Raw genomic sequence first — 18,762 nt, forward strand, 5'->3', positions numbered from 1 at the left:
AAAGGCTTTATTGCCTGACTCGAATATTGTTAGAAAACCTTGCCATTTGAGACAGCGTTTAATGGTATGTATTCTAGACGAAATTGTTACAAAGCTTATTCTTTTCCCCATTTATCAACAATTTTCAGTGAATGTCGACGGGGGTTCGTCAAAATTTCGCCCTTTATCGGCGCAATGTGGGGCGACGGCCCAATTTTGTGCAATTTCGCCACCGGGAAGCGCCCGGTGGCGTTCAGCTCTCGGGTCAGGAAGTTTGCAGGAAACGCGCCAGCTGCCTGCGCAGCTGCCGGTTCTCTTGCTGTAGCGCATCAACCCGGTCGAGCAGCGTCAGCGCCATGGCGATCCCCGGCCAGTCCAGATCCAGCTCCGCCCGCAGCCTGCGTGCGCGCTGCAGATGGCTCAGCGCCGGATAATCAAACTCCCAGCGCGGCTGCGCCGGCTCCAGCGGCACGATAACGCCCAGGCCGACGATCTCGACCAGCTCGTCCTCTGAAATCTCCACCCTCTGACACAATTCCACCACGGTGAAAGTGATCTCTTTTTTCATCATCTGCTTTACTCCCATTCCGCGCGCGGGTTGAATGCCGCCTGTTCAGCCAGTTCCCGCCACAGGGCGCTGGCCTTCTCGTTCGGCTTCGGCGGCATCACCACCTTGAGAATAACGTACAGGTCACCGGGCTCTTTCTTGCCCGCCAGCCCTTTGCCTTTGACCCGCAGCCGTTTGCCGCTCTGGCTGCCGGCCGGCACGGTCAGCGCGATTTTGCCGGTCAGCGTCGGCACCTCAATGCTGGCGCCGAGCGCCGCTTCCCACGGAGCGAGCGGCGCCACGATGCTCAGGTTGTGGCCGTCTATCTCAAACAACGGGTGCGGCGCGAGGCGGATAACCAGATACAGGTCGCCGTTCTGGCCGCCGCCCACGCCGGCAACGCCCTGCCCCTTGAGGCGAATGCGCTCGCCGTCGCCCACGCCGGCCGGAATTTTCACGTTCAGCGTCTTGCTGGCTTCGCTTACCTGCCGCCCCAGTTCGTCGTACACCGGCAGCTTGTAGGAAATCTCGCGGCTTTGACCATGCAGCGTTTCCTCGAGGAACAGCGGCACCTCCATCTCCAGATCCTGGCCGCGGAAGCCATGCCCGCCGTGCGAGTGCGAAGCGGAACGGTGCCCGCCCGCCGCCCGCCCGCCGAACATGCTCTCGAAGAAGTCGGAGAAGTCTTGCGCGTCGGCGCCGCCGCCGTGCCATGAGGCGCTCTGCTGATAGCCGCCGTGATCGCCGCGCGCCTGGCGGCCAAAGTTCGGATCGTTGCGATGCAGCCGGATCTGATCGTACTCGGCGCGGCGCTCGTCGTCCTTCAGTACCTCATAGGCTTCGGCCAGTTCCTTGAACTTGCTCTCGGCGTCGTCTTCGGTGCTCACGTCAGGGTGATATTTACGCGCCAGCCGGCGGTAGGCCGTTTTGATGGTTTTCAGATCGGCGTTGGGCTCAACGCCCATCGTGGCGTAGTAATCTTTAAATTCCATGCGGTAATACCTTCAATGTGTTGGGTTGTGCGCCAAAATTCCTTGTCTCTCTCGCCAGATATCCTCCTTTCGTCACATTCTTTTTCCGCTATCGCTAAGCATACTCCCGATTGTTAAAAGCTGCGCAAACTGAATAAAAACCGTGCGACAAGGCGCAGGCCCGCGCGCCATTTTTAAAGCCCTCCGCATTCACGTACACTGTGGCGGTGGCCCCATAAAGATAAATCACGATGAGAACTCAACTGATAACCCGTGAAGGGTATGACAAGCTCAAACAAGAGCTGGATTACCTCTGGCGCGAAGAACGCCCCGAGGTGACCAAGAAAGTGACCTGGGCCGCCAGCCTGGGCGACAGAAGCGAAAACGCCGATTACCAATACAACAAGAAGCGGCTGCGCGAGATCGATCGCCGCGTCCGCTATCTGACCAAATGCCTGGAGCAGTTGAAGATCGTCGATTACTCCCCTCAGCAGGAAGGCAAAGTGTTCTTCGGGGCCTGGGTGGAGGTGGAGAATGACGACGGCGAGATCAAACGTTTTCGCATCGTCGGCTACGACGAGATTTTCGGCCGCAAGGATTACATCTCCATCGATGCGCCGATGGCGCGCGCCCTGCTGAAAAAAGAGGTCGGGGACGTCGCCACCGTCAATACCCCGCTGGGCGAAGCGCAGTGGTACGTTAACGAGATAAACTACCCGAAGTAAGCTTTCAGCTTTTTCCGAACCGCCGCCAACGCCGCCGCCTGAGCTGTTCTCCACGCCGCGGCCGCGCGGCGGCGGCCCGCTCCGCTGGCATTTTCCGCGATCAATCCGTATAACTGTCCCCTGTTTATTCACCGTTCTCAATACAGATACCAGACCTATGAATGACCCACTGAGCCGCATTATTGCAACAGAACTGCAGGCCCGGCCGGAGCAAGTCGACTCCGCCATCCGTCTGCTGGATGAAGGTAATACCGTGCCCTTTATTGCACGCTATCGTAAGGAAGTCACCGGGGGCCTGGACGACACCCAACTGCGCCAGCTGGAAACCCGCCTGGGTTATCTGCGTGAACTGGAAGATCGTCGTCAGACCATCCTGAAGTCGATCGATGAACAGGGCAAACTGACCGAACAACTGGCGGGGGCGATCAACGCCACGCTGAGCAAGACCGAACTCGAAGACCTCTACCTGCCGTACAAACCCAAGCGCCGCACCCGTGGCCAGATCGCCATCGAAGCCGGTCTGGAACCGCTGGCGGACACGCTGTGGCAGGATCCGCAACAGCAGCCGGAACAGCTGGCTGAACGCTACGTCGACGCCGAGAAGGGCGTGGCGGACGTGAAAGCCGCCCTCGACGGCGCGCGCTATATCCTGATGGAGCGCTTCGCCGAAGACGCCGCGCTGCTGGCCAAGGTGCGCGACTACCTGTGGAAAAACGCCCATCTGGTGTCCAAAGTGGTCGAGGGCAAGGAAGACGAAGGCGCCAAGTTCCGCGACTATTTCGATCACCACGAACCGATTTCCCAGGTGCCTTCGCACCGCGCGCTGGCGATGTTCCGCGGCCGCAACGAAGGCGTGCTGCAGCTGGCGCTGAACGCCGATCCGCAGTTTGAGGAAGCGCCGCGCGAAAGCCAGGCGGAGCTGATCATCATCAATCACCTCAATCTGCGCCTGAACAACGCTCCGGCCGACGCCTGGCGCAAGGCGGTGGTCAACTGGACCTGGCGCATCAAGGTGTTGCTGCACCTGGAAACCGAACTGATGGGCACGGTGCGCGAACGCGCGGAGGATGAAGCGATCAACGTCTTCGCCCGCAACATGCATGATCTGTTGATGGCCGCGCCGGCCGGCATGCGCGCCACCATGGGCCTCGATCCGGGCCTGCGCACCGGGGTGAAAGTCGCCGTGGTCGACGCGACCGGCAAACTGGTGGCCACCGACACCGTCTATCCGCACACCGGGCAAGCGGCCAAAGCCGCCGCCATCGTCGCGGCGCTGTGCATCAAACACAACGTGGAGCTGGTGGCGATCGGCAACGGCACCGCTTCGCGTGAAACCGAGCGTTTCTATCTCGACCTGCAAAAGCAGTTCAGCGACGTCCGGGCGCAAAAAGTGATCGTCAGCGAAGCGGGCGCGTCGGTGTATTCCGCGTCCGAACTGGCGGCGCAGGAGTTCCCGGATCTCGACGTGTCGCTGCGCGGCGCGGTGTCCATCGCCCGTCGTCTGCAGGATCCGCTGGCGGAGCTGGTGAAGATCGACCCGAAATCCATCGGCGTCGGCCAGTATCAGCACGACGTCAGCCAGAGCCAGCTGGCGAAAAAGCTGGACTCGGTGGTGGAAGACTGCGTGAACGCCGTCGGCGTCGATCTGAACACCGCTTCGGTGCCGTTGCTGACCCGCGTGGCCGGCCTGACGCGCATGATGGCGCAGAATATCGTCAACTGGCGCGACGAGAACGGCCGCTTCAGCAACCGTGAACAGCTGCTGAAAGTCAGCCGTCTGGGGCCGAAAGCGTTCGAACAGTGCGCCGGCTTCCTGCGCATCAACCACGGCGACAACCCGCTGGATGCCTCTACCGTCCACCCGGAAGCCTACCCGGTGGTGCAGCGCATTCTGGCCGCCACCGAGCAGGCGCTGCAGGATCTGATGGGCAACGCCTCGGCGGTACGCAGCCTGAAAGCGGTCGATTTCACCGACGACAAGTTCGGCGTGCCGACGGTCACCGACATCCTGAAAGAGCTGGAGAAGCCGGGCCGCGACCCGCGTCCTGAGTTCAAAACCGCCACCTTTGCCGAAGGCGTAGAAACCCTCAACGATCTGCAGCCGGGCATGATCCTGGAAGGGTCGGTGACCAACGTCACCAACTTCGGCGCCTTCGTGGATATCGGCGTGCATCAGGATGGCCTGGTGCACATCTCCTCGCTGGCGGACAAGTTCGTCGAAGATCCGCACACCGTGGTGAAGGCCGGCGACATCGTCAAAGTGAAGGTGATGGAAGTCGATCTGCAACGCAAACGCATCGCGCTGAGCATGCGTCTGGATGAGCAACCGGGCGAAGGCTCGCCGCGCCGCGGCGGCAACGCGCCGGCACAGCGCGACAACGCCAACCGTTCGGCGCCCGCCAACAAGGCTAAACCGCGCAATGCGGCGCCGGCCGGCAACAGCGCCATGGGCGACGCGCTGGCGGCGGCTTTCGGCAAGAAACGCTAAGTCAGACCAACAGGGCGGAGCCTGCTCCGCCCTTTCCAATGAAGAAAACTTGCGGCATTTTTGACCCGCCTCAATAAACCATCATCTTTTTATTTCCCGTTCTTGTGTGACCGTCCTCCCATTATTCAGCCAGCAAAAATCCCTTCTGCAGCCGTTTATTAACAACTCCGTTAACACGTATTTTTCATTTTGCGAATTGTGAGCGAAACACAAATGGTTACCGCTCGCATTACGGCGGAATAATGTTATTGAATTGCCTTTCACCAGAAATAAAAAAGGAAAAAACGCCATCGCCATTTGCAAACGAGATAACCTGGCTACAAATACGTAACTGATTTAACTCGCCATTCTCATTTTTTCCCAAGTGCAAGCAGTGATAAAACATCGTTAATCAAGACAACGCCATTAAAAACTGCCGTCACCATAATAATTGGTTACAATACCCTTACTTTTTGTATTGAACGCGATAATGATAATTACTATTATTTTCGCTCACTTTATTGCATGACCTTATGGATGAATACCGCCGACGGCGTGGCATTTTCGCCGGCAACGTCCAATTATCATCAGCCCGATGCTCATCGGCACCCGGAAGGTTAATGACATGCAGCTTCAACCTAAACGCACATATAAGATTGTCGGCTTTTCCAGCGAGATTGCGCCGGCCTACCGCCAAAAATTGTTATCGCTCGGCATGCTGCCCGGCTCTTCGTTCGACGTGGTGCGCGTCGCGCCGCTGGGCGACCCGATAGAAATTAAAACCCGCCGCGTCAGCCTGGTGCTGCGCAGGAAGGATTTGGCGCTGCTGCAGCTCGACGGCCAGCCCTGAGCCGGCGCGCCCTCCGTTTGCCGGTGCGCCTTTGCGCCGGCGCTGTTCTCCTTGAAGACGACACGCAGAACTATGAAAAAACTCACCATCGGCTTAATCGGCAACCCGAACTCCGGCAAAACCACGCTGTTCAACCAACTGACCGGCGCGCGCCAGCGGGTCGGCAACTGGGCGGGCGTGACGGTCGAACGCAAGGAAGGCCATTTCACCACCCCGCAGTCCGACGTGCGGCTGGTCGATTTGCCCGGCACCTACTCCCTGACCACCATTTCGGAGCAGACGTCGCTCGATGAGCAGATCGCCTGCCACTACATTTTGAGCGGCGACGCCGATCTGCTGATCAACGTGGTGGATGCCTCCAACCTGGAACGCAACCTCTACCTGACGCTGCAGCTGCTGGAGCTGGGCATTCCCTGCATCGTGGCGCTCAACATGCTCGACATCGCCAAAAGCCAGCATATCGATATCGACGTCGCCGCGCTGTCGGCGCGCCTCGGTTGCCCGGTAGTGCCGATGGTCTCCACCCGCGCCGATGGCATCGGCGTGCTGAAACAAATGATCGACAATCATCGCATCAACGAACAGCAGGCGCTGGTGAACTACCCGCCGCTGCTGCTGAAAGAGGTCGCCACGCTGAGCGACGCCATGCCGCAAACCCTGCCGGCGGCGCAGCGCCGCTGGCTGGCGTTGCAGATGCTGGAGGGCGACATCTACAGCCATCGTCTGGCCGGCCCCGCCGTGGCGCGGCTGCCAGCGGCCATTCAGGCGCTGCAACAGCAGCAGCAGGAGGACCCGGCGCTGGTGATCGCCGACGCGCGCTACCAGTCCATCGCCGCCCTGTGCGACGCGGTCAGCAACTCGCAGCAAGCGATGCCCAACCGCCTGACCGACATGCTGGATAAAGTGATCCTCAACCGCTGGCTGGGCGTACCGATCTTCCTGCTGGTGATGTACCTGATGTTCCTGCTGGCGATCAATATCGGCGGCGCGCTGCAGCCGATCTTCGATATCGGCTCGGCGGCGATCTTCATTCAGGGCATTCAGTGGCTCGGTTACACCCTGCACTTCCCCGACTGGCTGACCGTCTTCCTGGCGCAGGGCGTCGGCGGCGGCATCAACACCGTGCTACCGCTGGTGCCGCAGATCGGCATGATGTACCTGTTCCTGTCGTTCCTGGAAGACTCCGGCTACATGGCGCGCGCGGCGTTCGTGATGGATCGCCTGATGCAGGCGCTCGGGCTGCCGGGCAAATCCTTCGTGCCGCTGATCGTCGGCTTCGGCTGTAACGTGCCGTCCATCATGGGCGCCCGTACGCTGGACGCCCAGCGCGAGCGCCTGATCACCATCATGATGGCGCCGTTCATGTCCTGCGGCGCCCGTCTGGCGATCTTCGCGGTGTTCGCCGCCGCCTTCTTCGGCCAGGACGGCGCTGGGGTGGTGTTCTCGCTGTATATGCTCGGCATCGCGGTGGCGATCCTGACCGGCCTGGTGCTGAAATACACCCTCATGCGCGGCGAAGCCTCGCCGTTCGTGATGGAGCTGCCGGTTTACCACGTGCCGCACCTGAAAAGCCTGCTGCTGCAAACCTGGCAGCGGCTGAAAGGCTTCGTGTTGCGCGCCGGCAAGGTGATCGTGGTCGCCAGCATGTTCATCGGCGGCCTGAACAGCTTCTCGTTCAGCGGCAAGACGGTCGACAACATCAACGACTCCGCGCTGGCCTCGGTCTCCAAGGTGCTGACGCCGCTGCTGCAGCCGATGGGCGTCCACAGCGATAACTGGCAGGCCACCGTCGGGCTGGTGACCGGCGCGATGGCGAAAGAAGTGGTGGTCGGCACGCTGAACACGCTGTATACCGCCGAGCACATCAACAAAGAGGCGTTCGACGCCGCCAACTTCAACTTGCTCGATGAACTGGGCGGGGCGCTGCAGGAAACCTGGGACGGGCTGAAAAACACCTTCAGCCTGAGCGTGCTCTCCAACCCGATCGAAGCCAGCAAGGGCGACGGCGAGATGGGCGTCGGCTCGATGGGCGTGATGAGCAGCAAATTCGGCTCCGGCATTTCCGCCTACAGCTACCTGATCTTCGTGTTGCTGTACGTGCCTTGCGTCTCGGTGATGGGCGCCATCGCCCGTGAATCGAGCCGCGGCTGGATGACCTTCTCAATCCTGTGGGGGCTGAACGTCGCCTACTCGCTGGCGACGCTGTTCTATCAGGCGGCCACCTTCAACCAACATCCGCAGTACAGCCTGACGGCGATCCTGGCGGTGGTGCTGGTAAACCTGCTGGTGCTGTTCGGCCTGCGCCGGGCGCGCAGCCGCGTCACGGTTCGCCTGGGCAACGCCACGCCGGCGGCCTGCTGTCAGGGCGCCAAAGGGAGCTGCCACTGATGGCCGGGCTGCTGCAGGTGCGCGATGCGTTGGCGCTGCGCGGCAGCGCTCAGGCGCAGCAGCTCAGCCAATCGCTGGCGACGCCGCTGCCGCTGGTGCAGGCGATGCTGGACCGTTTGACGGCGATGGGGAAAGTGGAACGCATCGAACAGGATGACGGCGCCTGTCTGAGCGGCGGCTGCAAAAGCTGCCCGCAGGGCCAGGGGTGCAGCACGGTGTTCTACCGGCTGAAGGCCTGACGTTCAGGGGCGCCGCTGCGGGCGCCCCCTTGCCGTTCAAGGCTTATTGCTTGTCTTTGTAAACTTCGGCGATGGCGCTGAATTTACCGTGTTCGCGGCCCGCCAGGATCACGTAGTATTGACCGCCCTTTTCGTCCGCCAGTTTGGACAGCTCTTCCTTGGCATCCATCGGCGACGTGGTTTCCGCCGTGGTGGTCACGGTGCCGATCTTCTCGTATTTACCCGGATTCTTATCCAGATCTTCCTTGGTCAGCAGGGTTGCCGCCATGGAGCCGAAAGACACCGAACCCAGCACTGCCGCTGCAATAATCATCTTCAATGATTTCATGACACTAACCTCTCAATGGATAATTTATCTGTTATGAAAGCCGTCCAGGATCCATGCGTAGTACTGCAGGCTGCCGCGACATCCTCAGGCCTCGTTGCTTTCCCTGACGGGGCCTGTTTCCCAGAGACGAAACGCCAAAATGAAAATCGCCGCACGCGGTCTTTTCATTTTGCAGCCAACGCATTGACTCACTAAGTATTGAACAGCTTTGTCTTTTATCCACCCGGCAGCGTTTTTTTTCGCGCTCTATCGTGCGTTTTCACGCTGCATTCAATGTGCTGCAATAAACGCTTCGATCATCGTCACAAATTCATCGGGATGAGAGATAAACGGCGCATGGGCGGCTTTAGCCACGATCTGCGACGTGGAGTTCGGCCAGGCGGCGTCGAGCAGCTCGGCGACCTTGCGCGGCACCAGCCCGTCCAGATAGCCGTAGATCCGCAGCAGCGGCAGATTCAACTCCGCCAGCGGCGCGCGCAGATCGGCGGTGCGCAGGATCTCCAACCCGCCGTTCAACACTTCGACGCTCGGCGTCGGTTGGTTGAGCACCACCGCTTTCAGCTGGCGCGCATCCTGACGCGCGCTCTCGGTGCCCAGCGTCTGCAGCGCCAGAAAACGCTCGACGGTGCGCTGGAAATCCAGGCTTAGCTGGTGCTGGAAACCGCTCAGCACGTCCGGACGGATCCCCGGCCACTCATCGCGGGCGGCAAAGCACGGCGAGGAGGCCACGGTGATAAGCCCGCTGACCCGCTGCGGCTGCATCAGCGCCGCCTGGCTGGCCACCAGCCCGCCGAGCGACCAGCCGAGCCACCAGGCCTGCGGCGGGGCAGCCGCCAGCACGATTTCCGTCATCTGCGCCAGCGACAGGGCGCCGAACCCCTGGCTGCGGCCGTACCCCGGCAGATCGACCAGGTGCAGGCGAAAATGCGGCGTCAGCCGCGCCTGAATGCAACTCCACACTTCGGCGTTCAATCCCCAGCCGTGCAGCAGCACAAGATCGCGTTCACCTTCACCTATTGTTTGCCAGTACAGCGCTGTCATTGGTTATTGTCCTTTCATGCTTACCCGTCTCGGAGACACTATGCTATCAATCCGCAGCCGCTGTTGGCTATGCCGACAGCCATTGAGCCTGATGCGTCATGGCCTCTGCAGCTGCTGCCTGCGTCACCTGCCGGCCAGACCGCCGTGTTGCCCGCGCTGCGGGCTGCCCGCCGGGGAGACGCGCACGCCCTGCGGCCGCTGCCTGCAACGGCCACCGCCCTGGCAACGGCTGGTGTTCGTCGGCGACTACGTGACGCCGCTCAGCGGCTTGGTAAAAAGGTTCAAGTTCCACCGCGCGCCCGAGCTGGCGCCGGCGCTGGCGCGCCTGATGCTGTTGCGCTGGCAGCAGGCGCGCAGAGAGCAGTATCTGAACAGACCCGACCTGATTTTGGCGGTACCCTTGCATGCAACACGCTGCTGGCGCCGTGGCTATAACCAGAGCGATCTGCTGGCCCGGCCGCTGGCGCGCTGGCTGGGCTGCGCCTACCGGCCCGCCGCCTTGCGCCGGGTGCGCAAAACCGCTCTGCAACAGCGGCTGAGCGCCTCTGCCCGCAGACGCAATCTGCAGCGCGCGTTCGCCTGTACCGTGCCGGTCGCCGGCCGGCATATCGCCCTGGTGGATGACGTGGTGACCACCGGCAGCACCGTCTCGGAGATCGCGGCGCTGCTGCGGCGGCAAGGCGCCGCCTCGGTGCAGATATGGTGCGTTTGCCGCACGTTGTAGTGCCACGGCAATGGGCGTATTATAACCGACTATAGAAGTCAACTATTGAGCTAATGCTATGATCCGTATAACAGATGCTGCACAGGAACACTTTGCCAAACTGCTGGCAAATCAAGAAGAAGGCACCCAAATCCGCGTATTCGTGATCAACCCGGGCACGCCGACGGCCGAATGCGGTGTCTCTTATTGCCCGCCGGACGCGGTAGAAGCGACGGATACCGAACTGAAGTTCGACAAACTGTCCGCCTATGTCGATGAACTGAGCGCGCCGTATCTGGAAGACGCCGAAATCGACTTCGTGACCGACCAGCTGGGTTCCCAGCTGACGCTGAAGGCGCCGAACGCCAAGATGCGCAAGGTCGATGACGACGCGCCGCTGATGGAACGCGTGGAATACGTGCTGCAGTCGCAGATCAACCCACAGCTGGCGGGCCACGGCGGCCGCGTAACGCTGATGGAGATCACCGACGACAACATGGCTATTCTGCAGTTCGGCGGCGGTTGCAACGGCTGTTCGATGGTCGACGTCACGCTGAAAGAAGGCATCGAGAAAGAGCTGCTGCAGAAGTTCCCGGAGCTGAAGGGCGTGCGTGATTTGACCGAGCACCAGCGCGGCGAGCACTCCTACTACTGATACCCTTCTTACTTGAAGTTGCAGCGTTGTTGGCCGCATGCGCGCACCCCAGTCACTTACTTAAGTAAGCTCCTGGGGTTTTACGCACTTGCCGCCTAGCTGCAACGCCAATTAATTCGGGTATCCGTCATTTGGATGGGACTAAAGTTCTCGTCCTTTGACCTAATACAACGACACCTCATCGTCACCCCACCGACACCTTGCGTCGGCGCTTGTCCAAATCCTTCAGCAGCCGGTTTATCCGCGGGTCGGCGAACATCTCCTCCAACGTCCGGGTCAGCTTGCGCCGCCAGTTAGGGTACTGATCGCTGGTGCCGGGGATGTTGACCGGCTCGGCCATGTCCAGCCAGTCTTCCGGCTGCAGGCCAAGCAAGGCGCTGGCGCTGTCGGCGACATAACGCTGCAGGCCGCGGTTGAGCAGCGGGCTCATGCCGAGTAGCGCCGCCTTCTTGCCCACCTTCTGCGGCACGCAGCCATAACGATGCAATCCATCCAGCAGCCCCTGCTTGGCGCGTTCTCGATCGGCGAACAGCGCCCGCAGGATTTCCGCGTCCGGGTAGAGACCCAGCCGGTTGCCGAGCGTCAGATCGTCGCTTTGCCAGTAGCCGCGCAGCGTCGGCAGATCGTGGGTGGTGATGGTCGCCATCGCCTGTACCGGATAGGCCTGCGGCGCGCGGAAATGGTGTTCGCCGTCGCTTTCGAAATAGAGCACTTTGTAGGAGTAGACGCCGCTGTCGCGCAGCTTGCCGACGATTTCCACCGGCACCGTGCCGAGATCCTCGCCGATCACCATGCAGCGGTGGCGCTGGCTTTCCAGCGCCAGCACCGCCAGCAGATCGTCCACCGGGTATTTGACGTAGGCGCCGCGATCGGCGGTTTCACCATACGGGATCCACCACAGCCGCAGCAGCGCCATGACGTGATCGATACGCAGCGCGCCACAGCTGGTCATGTTGGCGCGCAAAAGATCGATGAACGGCTGATACCCGCGCGCCGCCATCACGTGCGGATCCATCGGCGGCAGGCCCCAGTTTTGCCCCAGCGGGCCCAGAATATCCGGCGGCGCCCCGACCGACGCTTTCAGGCAGTACAGCTCGCGGTCACACCAGGTTTCCGCCCCGCCTTCCGCCACCCCGACCGCCAGATCGCGATACAGGCCGATCGGCATCTGCTGCTGCCTGCTCTGGTCAAAACACTGCGCGAACTGGGTGGCCGCCAGCCACTGCAGCCACAGGTAAAAACGAACCGTTTCCTGGTGTTCAGTGCAGAACTGCCGCACCGCTTCGCTATCCCCCTGCCGATAACGTTCGGGCCAGGCCGGCCAGCCCCACTGGCTGATGTCATCCGCCGCCAAATGGGCATGCAGCGCGTCGAAGGCCGCCTGCCGGTACAGGCTGTCGCCGCCGTCCGTCACGAATTGCTCGAACGCCTGACGCTGCGCGTCGTTTGGCTTGCGCGCCTGAAATACCGGAAACGCCAGCTTCAGCGCCGCCAGTTTCAGCTGCATCACGGCGGTGTAATCCACCCACTCCGCAGCGCGCGCCTTGGCCAGCTGCTTCTGCGTCGCCGGCTTCTGCCACCAGCGCTGCGCCGCGTCGCTGCGCTGGAAATCCTCCACCGCGTTGACGTCGATATACGCCAGGTTCAGCCAGCGGCGCGACGAGGGGCTGTAAGGGCTGGCGCTCTCCGGGTTGGCGGGGTACAGCGCATGGATCGGGTTGAGGCCGACGAAAGCGCCGCCGCGTTCCCCCACCTCTTCCACCATCAGGCGCAGATCGCCGAAATCGCCGATGCCCCAGTTGCGATCGGAACGCAGCGTGTACAGCTGAACGCAGGCGCCCCACAGCTTTTTGCCGGTCAACAAGGCGTCCGGCTCGAAGCAGCGCCTCGGTGCGACGATCACTCGGCATGACCACTGCCGTGCGCCCTGGCTCAACGTCAATTGGTGGTAACCCGCCGGCAGCTCGCCGGGCAGCGTCAGGGTCTTGCGCGCGCCGACGCGCCCCTGCAGGCATTCGCCGTCTTCACGCTGCAGCGCCCACAGGTATTCGCCTTCGCCCGTCGGCGTCAGCGCCAACGGCGCACCCTGATAGAACACCTTGACCGCCGGTAACGGCGGCGGCGCGGTATCCTGCACCGCATCATCGGCCCACTTCATGGCCGCCAGCAGCTTGCGCTTGGTCTGCGGCTCAATCGCCTGCCGTTTGCCGTGAGCATTGATGAAATCGGCAGCGATCCCCGCCTGCGCTGCCGCCTGATCGATACGCTTGCGATCCATTCGCTCTCCTTAACGTTTGGCTTGCCAGATGCGCTGCTGGTAATCGCGGATCGAGCGATCCGAGCTGAACATGCCGACGCGCGCGGTGTTAAGGATAGTCCGCCGCGTCCACTCGTCCCGATCGCGATACAGCTCATCGACCCGGCGCTGCGCCTGGCAGTACGAGGCAAAGTCCGCCAGCACCAGATAGGGATCGCCGCCTTCCAGCAGGCTGTGCAGCATCATGTCGAACGCGTGCTTGTCGCCATGGCTGAAAGCGCCGCTCGCCAGTTCATCCAAAATCGCCTTCAGGTGCTTGTCCTTCTTGCGGTAGCTGAGCGGATCGTAGCCCTTCGCCACTATCGCCTTCACCTGCTCCACGGTATTGCCGAAGATAAAGATGTTGTCTTCGCCCACCTGCTCGGCGATTTCGACGTTGGCGCCGTCCAGCGTGCCGACCGTCAGCGCGCCGTTCAGCGCCAGTTTCATGTTGCCGGTGCCGGAGGCCTCTTTGCCGGCGGTGGAGATCTGCTCGGAGATATCCGCCGCCGGGATCATCAGTTCGGCCACCGACACGCGGTAGTCCGGGATGAACGCCACTTTCAGGCGATCTTTCACCAACGGATCGTTATTGATTTTCTCGGCTGCCTGATTGATGGCGTAGATGATGTTCTTCGCCAGGTAGTAGCCCGGCGCCGCCTTGGCGCCGAACAGGAAGACGCGCGGCACGATGTCCAGGTTCGGGTTGTCGCGCAGCTGGCGATACAGCGACAGGATGTGCAGCAGGTTCAGGTGCTGGCGTTTGTACTCGTGCAGGCGTTTGATCTGCACGTCGAAGATCGCGTCCGGATCGAGCGTCAGCCCCATCACACCGTGCACGTAATGAGCCAGCGCCACCTTGTTGTCGCGTTTGATCTGCTGATAACGCTGGCGGAACGCCGCGTCGTCGGCGAATTTCTCCAGCCCGCGCAGCGCGTCGAGATCGCCCGCCCACTCCACCTTCAGCGTCTCGTCGATCAGGCCTGACAGCGCCGGGTTGCACTGTTTCAGCCAGCGGCGCGGCGTGATGCCGTTGGTGACGTTATGGAATTTGTTCGGCCACAGCTGGTGATATTCAGGGAACAGATCCTTCACCACCAGATCCGAATGCAGCTGCGCCACGCCGTTAACCGCAAAGCCGCTGACCACGCACAGGTTGGCCATGCGCACCTGCTTGTCGTGGTGCACCGCCAGCTTGGCCCACACCGCCTCGTCGCCCGGCCAGTGCTTATCCACCAATTTTTTAAACCTGGCGTTGATCTGTTTGATGATGGAGAAATGGCGCGGCAGCAGGCTGCGCACCAATTTTTCATCCCAGCGCTCCAGCGCTTCCGGCATCAAAGTGTGGTTGGTGTAGGCGAAGGTGTTGCTGGTGATCGCCCAGGCCGCCTCCCACTCCAGCTGATGCTCGTCCAGCAGAATGCGCAGCATTTCCGGAATGGCGATGGTCGGGTGGGTGTCGTTCAGCTGGATCACTTCGTACTTCGGCAGCTCTTCAATCTTGCGGCCGGCCTGATGGTGCTTGCGCAAAATATCCGCCACCGAGCAGGCGCACTGGAAATACTGCTGCATCAGGCGCAGGCGCTTGCCGGCCTGATGGTTGTCGTTCGGGTACAGCACCTTGGTCAGCTTGTCGGCTTCTACACCCTGCTTCTCCGCCTGCAGAAATTTGCCGTCGTTGAAATCGCTCAGGTTGAACGGATGCTGATGGGTCGCCTGCCACAGGCGCAGCGGCTGCGCCACGCCGTTGCGATAGCCCAGCACCGGCAGATCCCAGGCTTCGCCGCGCAGGGTGAAGGCCGGGCGCCACAGTTCGCGGCCGTCGGCCTGCTTTTCCAGCTTGCCGCCGATGCCCACGTCCACCGCCAGCGCGGCGTTGTGGCGGAACCACGGATAGCTCTCGCGTTGCCAGTTATCCGGCGCCTCTTGCTGTTGCCCACCCTGGAACGACTGGCGGAACAGCCCGTACTGGTAGTTCAGCCCATAGCCGGTGGCCGGTTGTTCCACCGTCGCCATCGAGTCGAGGAAACAGGCCGCCAAACGCCCCAGCCCGCCGTTGCCCAACGCCGGATCGGTTTCCTGCTCGAGCAGATCCGCCAGCTTGACGTTCTGCTCGGCCAGCGCCTGCTCGACGGTGTCATACCAGCCCAGGTTGATCAGGTTGTTCGCCGTCAACCGGCCAATCAAAAACTCCATCGAGATGTAGTTCACGTGACGCAGCGGTTTGGCGCTTTTGCGCGGCGCCGGCTGTGCGGCCAGTTGCTCGGCCAGCGCCGCACTGACGGCTTCCCACCATTGATGTTGCGTCATTTGCTGCGCGGAACTGAGGCCGAACCGTTGCCACTGACGGGCGAGCGCCGCCAGAAAAGCATCCTTCTTGAGCGTAGGCTGTGACATAAGGAAAACTCTCTATCCAGTAAGTGGGTCAAATTGCCGCTATCGTGCCGGTGAGAAAGCCTGACGGCATCATCCCGCCTGGGGATTAGCTGGGGAGGAGGATTGGGGCGTAGCTGGAATTGTGATCTCAGGCACTTTTTGACTCCCTTGCAACGATGCAAAAAAGCCCGCCAACGCGTGCGGCGAGCACTGAGAACGTTAACCATGACGTTAGCACAAGTATTCGCGCTGCTGAAGTTTTGTCCATGGCCGGAAATGCGATCCGCAACCGCATCGCCGTACTCCGACACCAAACGTAAAAAAGTGTGATCGATAGCAACTTAACTCCAAGCCGATGCGGAAGCTTGTTGCAATACGTTTAGGGTTGGCAGAAGTTAGGGGGAGCTATTAATTACGAACCATAAAATAATTAGCGCCACTCCAATCCCGGCGGGAACCGCGATTTATATCCTGGAATACTATGCTGATCCCATCAAAACTGAGCCGCCCGGTACGGCTGCAAAATACCGTGATCCGCGATCGCCTGCTGGCCAAACTGGCCAGCGCGGGCAACTATCGTCTGACACTGGTCAATTGCCCGGCGGGATACGGGAAAACCACGCTGATCGCCCAATGGGCGGCCGGCAAGGCCGATCTGGGCTGGTATTCCCTGGATGAGAGCGACAACCAGCCGGAGCGTTTCGCCAGCTACCTGATCGCGGCGCTGCAGCAGGCCAGCGGCGGCCGCTGCGTCAAGAGCGAAGCGCTGAGCCAGAAGCACCAGTACGCCAGCCTGTCGGCGCTGTTCGCCCAGCTGTTTATCGAGCTGGCCGACTGGCATCAGCCGCTGTACCTGGTGATCGACGACTATCACCTGATCACCAACGACGCCATTCACGAAGCCATGCGCTTTTTCCTGCGCCATCAGCCGGAAAACCTGACGCTGATCCTGCTCTCGCGCACCCTGCCGCCGCTCGGCATCGCCAACCTGCGGGTGCGCGATCAGCTGCTGGAAATGGGCACGCAGCAGCTGGCGTTCACCCATCAGGAAGCCAAACAGTTCTTCGATTGCCGCCTGGCGGCGCCGATGGAACAGCAGGACAGCAGCCGCCTGTGCGACGAAGTCGAAGGCTGGGCCACCGCGCTGCAGCTGATCGCGCTGTCGGCCCGCCAATCCACCTCCTCGGCCCAACTGTCGGCCAAGCGGCTGGCGGGGCTGAACGCCAGTCACCTGTCCGACTATCTGGTGGACGAAGTGCTGGATCACGTCGATGCCGATGCGCGCGCCTTCCTGCTGCGCTGTTCGGTGCTGCGCTCAATGAACGATGCGCTGATCGTGCGGCTGACCGGCGAAGACAACGGCCAGCAGCGGCTGGAGGAGCTGGAACGCCAGGGGCTGTTTATCCACCGCATGGACGACACCGGCGAATGGTTCAACTTCCACCCGCTGTTCGCCTCTTTCCTGCGCCAGCGTTGCCAGTGGGAACTGGCGCTGGAGCTGCCGGGGTTGCACCGCGCCGCCGCCGAGGGCTGGCTGGCGCTGGGGTATCCGGCGGAGGCTATTCACCATGCGCTGGCGGCCAGCGACGTCAGCATGCTGCGCGATATCCTGCTGCAACACGCCTGGTCACTGTTCCACCACAGCGAACTGGCCCTGCTGGAGGAGTGCCTCAACGCGCTGCCGTATGAGCGCCTGATTCAGAACCCCAAACTGGCGCTGCTGCAGGCCTGGCTGGCGCAGAGCCAGCACCGCTACAGCGAGGTCAACACCCTGCTGGAGCGCGCCGAGCGCACCATGCGCGAACAGAAAATCGAGATAGACCAAACGCTGCACGCCGAGTTCGACGCCCTGCGCGCCCAGGTGGCGATCAACGCCGGCAAACCGGAAGAAGCCGAGCGGCTGGCGACCGAAGCGTTGAAATTCCTGCCGCTGTCCAGCTATTACAGCCGCATCGTCGCCACCTCGGTGACCGGCGAAGTCCACCACTGCAAGGGCGAGCTGGCGCGCGCGCTGCCGATGATGCAGCAAACCGAACAGATGGCGCGTCGTCATCAGGCCAACCATTACGCGCTCTGGGCGCTGCTGCAGCAGAGCGAAATCCTCATCGCCCAGGGCTTCCTGCAGGCCGCTTACGAAACCCAGGATAAGGCGTTCGAACTGATCCGCGAGCAGCACCTGGAACAGCTGCCGATGCACGAATTCCTGCTGCGCATTCGCGCGCAGATCCTGTGGTCGTGGTCGCGTCTGGACGAAGCGGAAGACGCGGCGCGCACCGGGCTGAAAATCCTGGCGAACTACCAACCGCAACAGCAGCTGCAGTGCATCGCCATGTTGGCCAAATGCTCGCTGGCGCGCGGCGATCTGGACAACGCCAATACCCATCTGCAGCGCTGCGAAACCCTGCTGCACGGCGCCCACTATCATCGCGACTGGCTGACCAACACCGACAAGTCGCGGGTGATCCACTGGCAGATGACCGGCGATACCGCCGCCGCCACCCAGTGGCTGCGCCACACCGAAAAGCCCGGCATGGCGGACAACCACTTCACGCAGGGCCAATGGCGCAACATCGCGCGAGTGCAGATCCTGCTCGGCCAGTATGAAGAGGCCGGCGTGGTGCTGGATGAACTGAACGAAAACGCCCGTCGCCTGCGGCTGGTGAGCGATCTCAACCGCAATCTGCTGCTCAGCAACCAGCTCTACTGGCTGCAAGAGCGCAAGGGCGAAGCGCAGCAGGCGCTGATCGAAGCGCTGTCGCTGGCCAACCGCACCGGCTTTATCAGCCACTTCGTCATCGAAGGCGAAGCGATGGCGCAGCAGCTGCGCCAGCTGATCCAGCTCAACACGCTGCCGGAGCTGGAACAGCATCGCGCCCAGCGCATCCTGCGCGACATCAACCAGCATCATCGGCACAAATTCGCGCATTTCGACGAGAACTTCGTCGATAAGCTGCTGACCCATCCGCAGGTGCCGGAACTGATCCGCACCAGTCCGTTGACCCAACGCGAATGGCAGGTGCTGGGGCTGATCTATTCCGGTTACAGCAACGACCAGATCGCCGGTGAGTTGGATGTAGCGGCCACCACCATCAAGACCCATATCCGCAATCTATACCAGAAGCTGGGCGTGGCCCATCGCCAGGAAGCGGTGCAGCAAGCGCAGCAGCTGCTGAAGATGATGGGGTACGGCGCCTGAT

14 protein-coding genes are annotated in these 18,762 nt (G+C 61.6%); 8 read left to right on the forward strand and 6 right to left on the reverse strand.

Annotation, left to right across the window (positions count from 1 at the left end; all coding sequences use genetic code 11):
- Positions 1-244: 244 nt before the first annotated feature.
- Together ACJ8M3_RS22200 and cbpA are read right to left on the reverse strand one after the other, a co-directional pair.
- Entirely contained in the window at positions 245-550 is a 306-nt protein-coding gene (locus tag ACJ8M3_RS22200) for a chaperone modulator CbpM (protein WP_004930739.1), read from the reverse strand.
- Positions 551-555: 5 nt separating this feature from the next.
- The gene (cbpA, locus tag ACJ8M3_RS22205; protein WP_033645288.1) at positions 556-1,518 is read right to left on the reverse strand and encodes a curved DNA-binding protein; all 963 of its coding nucleotides are present in this window, start codon (positions 1,516-1,518) and stop codon (positions 556-558) included.
- 230 nt (positions 1,519-1,748) lie between these two features.
- Here cbpA and greB point away from each other — a divergent pair, with 230 nt between their 5' ends.
- From greB to ACJ8M3_RS22230, 5 genes are all read left to right on the forward strand, one after another.
- Positions 1,749-2,222 (forward strand): transcription elongation factor GreB, encoded by a 474-nt coding sequence (gene greB / locus ACJ8M3_RS22210; protein ID WP_033645289.1) that lies wholly within the window; start codon positions 1,749-1,751, stop codon positions 2,220-2,222.
- A 157-nt stretch (positions 2,223-2,379) separates the two neighbouring features.
- Positions 2,380-4,710: a Tex family protein gene (locus ACJ8M3_RS22215; RefSeq protein ID WP_042785504.1), complete on the forward strand. Its 2,331-nt coding sequence runs from the start codon at positions 2,380-2,382 to the stop codon at positions 4,708-4,710.
- Between the two features lie 604 nt (positions 4,711-5,314).
- Positions 5,315-5,539, forward strand: a complete 225-nt coding sequence (gene feoA, locus ACJ8M3_RS22220) for a ferrous iron transporter A (RefSeq protein WP_033645291.1) — start codon at positions 5,315-5,317, stop codon at positions 5,537-5,539.
- A gap of 72 nt (positions 5,540-5,611) precedes the next feature.
- The gene (gene feoB, locus ACJ8M3_RS22225) at positions 5,612-7,927 is read left to right on the forward strand and encodes a Fe(2+) transporter permease subunit FeoB (protein WP_033645292.1); all 2,316 of its coding nucleotides are present in this window, start codon (positions 5,612-5,614) and stop codon (positions 7,925-7,927) included.
- On the forward strand, positions 7,927-8,166 hold the full coding sequence (locus ACJ8M3_RS22230) for a FeoC-like transcriptional regulator (protein ID WP_004930758.1): 240 nt from the start codon (positions 7,927-7,929) through the stop codon (positions 8,164-8,166). The genes feoB and ACJ8M3_RS22230 overlap by 1 nt, the downstream gene beginning before the upstream one ends.
- Before the next feature lie 43 nt (positions 8,167-8,209).
- Here the strand turns inward: ACJ8M3_RS22230 and ACJ8M3_RS22235 are convergent, their stop codons facing one another.
- Together ACJ8M3_RS22235 and bioH are read right to left on the reverse strand one after the other, a co-directional pair.
- Positions 8,210-8,494, reverse strand: a complete 285-nt coding sequence (locus tag ACJ8M3_RS22235) for a YdgH/BhsA/McbA-like domain containing protein (protein ID WP_004930765.1) — start codon at positions 8,492-8,494, stop codon at positions 8,210-8,212.
- 270 nt (positions 8,495-8,764) lie between these two features.
- Entirely contained in the window at positions 8,765-9,535 is a 771-nt protein-coding gene (gene bioH, locus ACJ8M3_RS22240; RefSeq protein WP_042785508.1) for a pimeloyl-ACP methyl ester esterase BioH, read from the reverse strand.
- 40 nt (positions 9,536-9,575) lie between these two features.
- Between bioH and gntX the strand changes: the two genes are divergently transcribed.
- Together gntX and nfuA are read left to right on the forward strand one after the other, a co-directional pair.
- The gene (gntX, locus tag ACJ8M3_RS22245; protein ID WP_069100680.1) at positions 9,576-10,259 is read left to right on the forward strand and encodes a DNA utilization protein GntX; all 684 of its coding nucleotides are present in this window, start codon (positions 9,576-9,578) and stop codon (positions 10,257-10,259) included.
- 58 nt (positions 10,260-10,317) lie between these two features.
- Entirely contained in the window at positions 10,318-10,893 is a 576-nt protein-coding gene (gene nfuA / locus ACJ8M3_RS22250; RefSeq protein WP_004930777.1) for a Fe-S biogenesis protein NfuA, read from the forward strand.
- Positions 10,894-11,077: 184 nt separating this feature from the next.
- On the opposite strand, the gene malQ is transcribed toward nfuA, so the two are convergent.
- Both malQ and malP read right to left on the reverse strand, forming a co-directional pair.
- A complete protein-coding gene (gene malQ / locus ACJ8M3_RS22255; protein WP_147838455.1) occupies positions 11,078-13,171 on the reverse strand; it encodes a 4-alpha-glucanotransferase in 2,094 nt (697 codons plus the stop codon).
- Positions 13,172-13,180: 9 nt separating this feature from the next.
- The gene (gene malP / locus ACJ8M3_RS22260) at positions 13,181-15,586 is read right to left on the reverse strand and encodes a maltodextrin phosphorylase (RefSeq protein ID WP_442514743.1); all 2,406 of its coding nucleotides are present in this window, start codon (positions 15,584-15,586) and stop codon (positions 13,181-13,183) included.
- Positions 15,587-16,046: 460 nt separating this feature from the next.
- Between malP and malT the strand changes: the two genes are divergently transcribed.
- Positions 16,047-18,761, forward strand: a complete 2,715-nt coding sequence (gene malT, locus ACJ8M3_RS22265; RefSeq protein WP_089197529.1) for an HTH-type transcriptional regulator MalT — start codon at positions 16,047-16,049, stop codon at positions 18,759-18,761.
- Position 18,762: the final 1 nt, after the last annotated feature.

This window comes from Serratia sp. CY55921 (assembly GCF_052167655.1).
GTDB classification, from domain to species: Bacteria; Pseudomonadota; Gammaproteobacteria; order Enterobacterales; family Enterobacteriaceae; genus Serratia; species Serratia ureilytica.